Origin of the sequence: Streptosporangium sp. NPDC006013 (genome assembly GCF_040614275.1) — a bacterium.
GTDB lineage: Bacteria > Actinomycetota > Actinomycetes > Streptosporangiales > Streptosporangiaceae > Streptosporangium.
In genome coordinates, this window is sequence record NZ_JBEXUE010000565.1 from 1 (window position 1) to 5,858 (window position 5,858).

5 protein-coding genes are annotated in these 5,858 nt (G+C 71.9%); all 5 read right to left on the reverse strand.

Annotated elements, in window-relative coordinates:
• Positions 1 to 125: 125 nt before the first annotated feature.
• Positions 126 to 1,079 (reverse strand): acyl-CoA dehydrogenase family protein, encoded by a 954-nt coding sequence (locus tag ABZ260_RS45020; protein ID WP_355630371.1) that lies wholly within the window; start codon positions 1,077 to 1,079, stop codon positions 126 to 128.
• Positions 1,069 to 2,217: an acyl-CoA dehydrogenase family protein gene (locus ABZ260_RS45025; protein WP_355630374.1), complete on the reverse strand. Its 1,149-nt coding sequence runs from the start codon at positions 2,215 to 2,217 to the stop codon at positions 1,069 to 1,071. The genes ABZ260_RS45020 and ABZ260_RS45025 overlap by 11 nt, the downstream gene beginning before the upstream one ends.
• 17 nt (positions 2,218 to 2,234) lie before the next feature.
• Positions 2,235 to 3,443 (reverse strand): ABC transporter substrate-binding protein, encoded by a 1,209-nt coding sequence (locus ABZ260_RS45030; protein ID WP_355630376.1) that lies wholly within the window; start codon positions 3,441 to 3,443, stop codon positions 2,235 to 2,237.
• A gap of 41 nt (positions 3,444 to 3,484) precedes the next feature.
• Positions 3,485 to 4,180, reverse strand: a complete 696-nt coding sequence (locus ABZ260_RS45035; RefSeq protein WP_355630379.1) for an ATP-binding cassette domain-containing protein — start codon at positions 4,178 to 4,180, stop codon at positions 3,485 to 3,487.
• Positions 4,177 to 5,858: ATP-binding cassette domain-containing protein (locus ABZ260_RS45040; RefSeq protein ID WP_355630382.1), on the reverse strand; the 1,682-nt coding region annotated here is incomplete at its 5' end. The genes ABZ260_RS45035 and ABZ260_RS45040, both read right to left, overlap by 4 nt.

The window sequence follows — 5,858 nt, forward strand, 5'->3', positions numbered from 1 at the left end:
GAACGGCGCGCTCTACCCGCACCGGACCGTGCGCGGCAACATCGCCTTCCCGCTGGAGATCGCCAAGGCCGACCCCGTGATGGTCAGGGAACGCGCTGGACCTGGCCGGCCTTTCCCTTTGCGGGCTACCGCCACGCGGCCACCGGGTAGATGCCGTCGAACCCCTCCGCGGCGACGGCCCGCGCCAGCAGATCGGTCGACCTGATCCGCCCGGCCGGCCGGTGCAGCACGCTCTGCAGGTGGCGGTCGATCACGGTGAGGTCGTGCTCCTCGCACAAGCCCATGGCGCCCAACACCTGGTGCCCGTTGGCCAGTACCGTGTTCGCCCCCTCGATCATCTGCACCCGCAGCGCCAGCAGGTCGGCGGACCGTGCCTCGCCCCGGCGGACGAGCCACCACGCGTGCAGCGCCAGCTCCTCCAGCCCGTCGAGCGCGAGAGAGATGTCCGCGACGCGCCACCGGATCTCGCCGAACTTGCCGATCGGCTTGCCGAACTGCTGCCGGTCCCGGGCGTGCGTCACCGCCAGGTCGACGGCGGCGGCGAGCGCGCCGGCGACCCAGAAGGCGTCGAGCAGCATGCGCATCGCCGTGACCCGTGCCGCGTCCACGCCCGGCACCTCGGCACCGAGGACGACGTCGGACGCGAACGGGTCCAGCGGCGCCGAGCGCGGCGCACCGGCCGTCACCCGGCGGGCGACACCCCGGCCCAGGTCGACGGCGACCGCGTCGCGCAGCAGGTCCGCGTGGTCCAGCCGTTCGGTGTCCCCCGAGGTCAGGTGGATGCCGCCGACGTCACCTCGCAGGTCCACGGGTACGGCCAGCTCGTGCGCCAGCGGCCAGGGCAGCACGACGGCACCCGCCGCCCGGGCCGCCAGCATGACGGCGGCCGACTCGTCCTCCTCGCCCCACGGGTCGAGGCCGCGCAGGTCGAGCCGGTCCAGGGCGGGCGCGACGAGCGCCTCCCGCAGGGTCCGGTCCGCCTCGGCGGCGCGCGCGAGGTCCACCCCGCCCAGCGCGTCGAGGGCCCTGGTCACGCTCTCCTGGTAGGCGACGGCCGCCTGTGGCCAGTCACGACGCACGCCGGTCCCCCCCGATCGACGACCGGGCGACGAGCATGCGCTGCACCTCGATGGTGCCGGACGCGATGGTCGCCGAACGGGCGTACCGGAACACGTCCTCGACGTGGCCGAGCAGGCCGGCCGACGGGTCGGGAACGAGGGCGTCGGCGCCGGAGATGTCGAGAGCCAGCTGAGCCACCTCCTGGTCGAGTTGGATGGAGGCCAGCCGCGCGATGGAGGCCTCCCGGTCGGTGAGCCGGCCGGCGTCGTTCAGCGCGACGGCGCGGTAGTTGAGCAGCCGAGCCACCCGGGCGTGCATCAGTGCGCGGGCGTACTCGTGCAGCGCGGCCGGTTCGGCCAGGGACGGGTGGCCCGCAAGCGCGGCAAGCACCCGCTCGTCCCGGGCGTACCGGGAGATGCCGATCCGCTCGTGCTTCATCACCCGCCGGATGACGTCCCAGCCGCGGCCGACCTCGCCGAGCACGGCACCGGGGCCGACCCGGACGTCGTCGAAGAACACCTCGTTGAGGTGCTGCTCACCCATGATCGAGTCGATCGGGACGACCCGGATGCCGGGTGAGCCCATCGGCACCAGGAAGACGGTGATGCCGTCGTGCTTGGCCGTCCCCCTGCCACTGCGGGCGGCAAGGAAGCACCACTGTGCCAGTCCCGCGTACGAGGTCCAGATCTTCTGGCCGTTCAGCACCCACTCGCCGTCATGGAGCTCGGCGTTCAGCTGCAGCGAGGCGAGGTCGGAGCCCGCGCCGGGTTCGCTGAACCCCTGGCACCACACGGCCGTGCCGGAGGAGATGGCGGGCAGGTGGACGGCCTTCTGCTCCGGCGTGCCGACCTCCATGATCACCGGTCCGACCCAGTTCAGGCCCATGTACTGCGGTCCGCGGGGCTCGAAGTGCGCCCACATCTCCTCCCGCAGGACGGCCTGCTGCCAGATGTCGGTGCCGGCGCCCCCGTACTCCTCGGGCCAACTGAGCGTGAGGAGCTGCTCCTCGGCGAGACGCTCGACGACCCTGGTCACCACCGACTGGACCGCCGGGTCCGGCGAGAACGACGACGTCCAGTCGTCGGGGAGTAGCTCCGCCAGCAGGGCCCGCAGGCGGACGCGCAACGCGTCCGCCCGCGTTCCCAGCCGGAGATCCACTGAGGTCTCCTCGGGCATTACTCCCCCGCACTCACGGCGGCTTCGACACACTTGCCGTCCGAGCACGGCTGAGCGGGTACGAAGACGCCGAGCTGGTCGGCATCGATTCCGATGCGCTTGTCAGGACCGAACGTGTACGTGCCGTTGGCGCCCTGGAAGGTTCCCCCGGAGACGAGCGCCTTCTTGATCGCGTCGGCGTCGGTGGACTTGGCCTGCTGCGACGCCTGGGTCACCAGCAGCGCCCAGTCGAAGGAGACCGCGCCCACCGAGTCGAGGGCGTTGAACTCGGTCTTGCCCTTGGCCTTGAGGTAGAGCTTGACGAAGTCCGCCGTGATCGACGCGTCGCCGGTCGAGGACGACAGGAACGTCTTGGCGATGGGCCCGGCGGCGAGGGTCTTCTTCATCCCCTCCGGGATGAGCTCGGTGGTCGCCGGGTCGCCGATGCCGAGCACCGCGGACATCTGCGGGTTCCAGCCGATCTTGTTCAGGCTGGACATGGTGGCGACCAGCGGGGCGCCGTACGACCAGGCGATGAGCGACTCGGCGCCCGAGTCCCTGAGCTTGGTGAGCTGCGCGGTCACGTCCGAGGCGGTGTTCGGGAAGCTCTCGTGCACGATCTTCACGTCCGGGAACTGGCTCTGCGCGATGGCGAGCGTGTCCTTGGTCTGCGAAGTGCCGAAGGCCGAGGAGTCGTCGAGCACGGCGACCGTCTTGCCGGCCGACGCCGCGTACGCCAGCAGCGGCGTGATCGAGGTCTCGCCGGAGGTGCCGGCGCCGGTGCTGAACGCGTACTTGTACCGCTTGGAGTCGCCGACGTCGGCCACGATCGAGCCGATGCCGCCGGCGGTGTCGCCGGGCACCTTCACCTGGTTGAGCACGTCCTGCACGGGCGGGAACGCCTCGGTGGTGAAGTACAGCGCGGACACGCCGTCCTGGGCGAGCGCCCGGGTGGCGGCGACGGCCGCGGTCGGCTCGCCCTTGGTGTCCCGCTGCTCGATCACGACCTTCGTGCCGGGGTTGTGCTGCTGCACGTACTCGGCGCCGGCCTTGAGCCCGGCCAGCGAGTTCTGACCGCTCGGGGAGAGCGGGCCGGTGAGCGCCCCGACGAAACCGATCTTGATGGTGGAGCCTTCGGCCTGGTCGCCGGAGGAGCCGTCGCCACACGCGACGAGCGCGAGCAACGCCGCGCACACCATGGCTGTGCCCACTGTGGCACGTGTCCTCATGGGGTCGTCCTTCCTGGGGGTTTCTGTGGGGGTGGGGTGGGTCAGGAGAGGTAGGCGGCCTGCAGCAGGTCGGGCAGTTCCGGGTCGGTGCCACGCACCCGATGCGCGACGTGCCCGTGCCGCAGCACCACGACGTCCGCCTCCAGCTTCTGGGCGACTTCGACCCGCTGTTCGACCAGCAGGACGGCGAACCCGGCGTCGCGCAGGTCGGCGAGGATCTCGATGGTCCGGCCGACCAGCCTGGGCGACAGGCCGTTCGTGGGCTCGTCCAACATGATCACGCGGGGTGCGCCGGCCACCGCGCGGGCGATGGCGAGCATCTGCTGCTGGCCGCCGGACAGACCGCCCGCGAGGCGCTGCAACATCGGGCGCAGCTCGGGCAGCAGGTCGAGCGGGTCGAGTTCGGACTTACGGGCCGCGCGGGCCGCGGCGACCCGGAGGTTCTCGGCCACCGACAGGCTCTTGAACACGTGCCGGCCCTCCAGCACGTGGCCGAGCCCGGCCCGGGCCCGCCTGCTCGCCGGGAGGTTGTCGAGGTGCAGGTCGTCCAGCCAGATCCCGCCGTCGGCCGACTCCAGCCCGCCGATGCCGCGCAGCGTGGAGGTCTTCCCAGCGCCGTTGGCGCCCAGCAGGGCCAGGCAGGTGCCGGGCTCGACGGTGAGGGACAGGTCCTCGACGGCAGTGACGCCGCCGTACCGGACGCGCAGCGCGTCCACCTTGAGCCGGCCGCCGTTCACGCGACCCCCATGTACGCGGCGCGGACGCTGTCCACGCTGTGCAGGTCCCCGGGCTCGCCCTCCCACAGCACCTTGCCGAGGTCGAGGACGACGACCCGGTCGACCAGGCGGCTGATCATGTCCAGATGGTGTTCGACGATCACGACGGCCACTCCCGCTGCGGCGACGTCACTGACGACGCGCTCGAATCCTTCGATCTCCGCGGCCGACAACCCGGCCGCGGGTTCGTCCAGGAGGAGGACCTCCGGACAGGTGCCGAGGGCCATGGCGGCCTCAAGGAAGCGAAGCTGGCCATGGCTCATCACCCGGCTCTCCCGGGTGCCGGCGGCCGGGTCGTGCGGATCGAGGCCGCCGAGCTCCAGCAGGGTGAGCGCGCCGCGCCGGCAGGCGTCCCGCATCGCCTCGTCACGTTCCCCGTGGACGGCTGGGAGCGCGAGGTGCTCCTCGATGCTCATGCCGGGGAACGTCTTCGGGGTCTGGAAGGTGCGGGACACGCCGCGCTTGGCGACGGCGGCGGCGCCCAGGCCGCCGAGGTCCGTCCCGTGCAGGGTGATCCGGCCGGCGGTCGGCGGGTAGTGCCCGGACACGACGTTGAGCAGCGTCGTCTTGCCCGACCCGTTCGGCCCGATGAGGCCGACGATCTCGCCGCGCCGCAGCTCCATCGACACCCCGCCGAGCGCGTCCACGCCGCCGAAGCTGCGCCGCAGGTCGGTGACCTTCAGGATCGGCTCGCCGGGCGCGCGCTCCGGCACCTCCACCTCCGGAGTGGCGGCCAGGTCGCGCAGCCCCTGGGGGGCGGGCGCCGCGGTGCGGCTGAACAGGCCGCGCGGCCGCAGCCGCATGAGCACGATAAGCAGCGCGCCGTACAGCAGGTTGTTCAGGTGCGGGTACGCGTCGAGGCGCAGCGGGATCAGCACGAGCAGCACCGTGCCGACGATCGGGCCGAACCGGGAGCCGCTGCCGCCGAGCACCACCATGACCAGGAACAGGATGGACAGGTTGGAGGAGAAGGCGTCCGGCGAGATGTAGGCGGACAGGTAGGAGAACAGCCCTCCACTGAGCGCGCCCAGCGCGGACCCGGCGGCGAAGGCGACGACCTTGGTGAGGTAGCCGGAGACGCCGAGCGCGGACGCGCCGATCGGCTCGTCGCGGACCGCGACGGTGGCCCGGCCCAGGCGGGACGTCCGGTACCGGGCGTGCAGCCAGTAGCTGACGCTCGCCACGACGACGATCACGATCGCCACGACCCACGGGGTCGAGACCGGCTCTCCGCCGAACCAGAAACGGGCGTCGATGCCGGACAGGCCGTTGTTGCCGCCGGTCACCGACTGGAACTGGATGAGCATGTCGTTGACGACGAGCATCAGGCCGAGCGACATCATGGCCAGGCCGATCGCGCCCAGCCTTCCGGCCGGGAACCCGGCCAGCGCCCCGGCGGCGAGCCCGGCCAGCGCGGCGACCGGCAACACCGCCCAGATCGGCCAGCCGTGCGAGACCACCAGAACGGCGGTGACGTAGGCGCCGATGGCGAACGACGCGCCCTGCCCGAGGGACAGCGCGCCGGCGTAGCCCGTGGTGATGTTGAGTCCCAGCGTGGCGACCGCATACAGGCACACCAGTTGCATCTCCCGGGCCATCAAGCTGCTCGCCAAGGAGCTGGAGGTCCCGGTGATCGCGA

What these genes read in the sequence shown, in the direction of transcription:
- ABZ260_RS45030 (WP_355630376.1), bottom strand. Translation starts at nt 3,443, where the DNA reads ATGAGGACACGTGCCACAGTGGGCACAGCCATGGTGTGCGCGGCGTTG.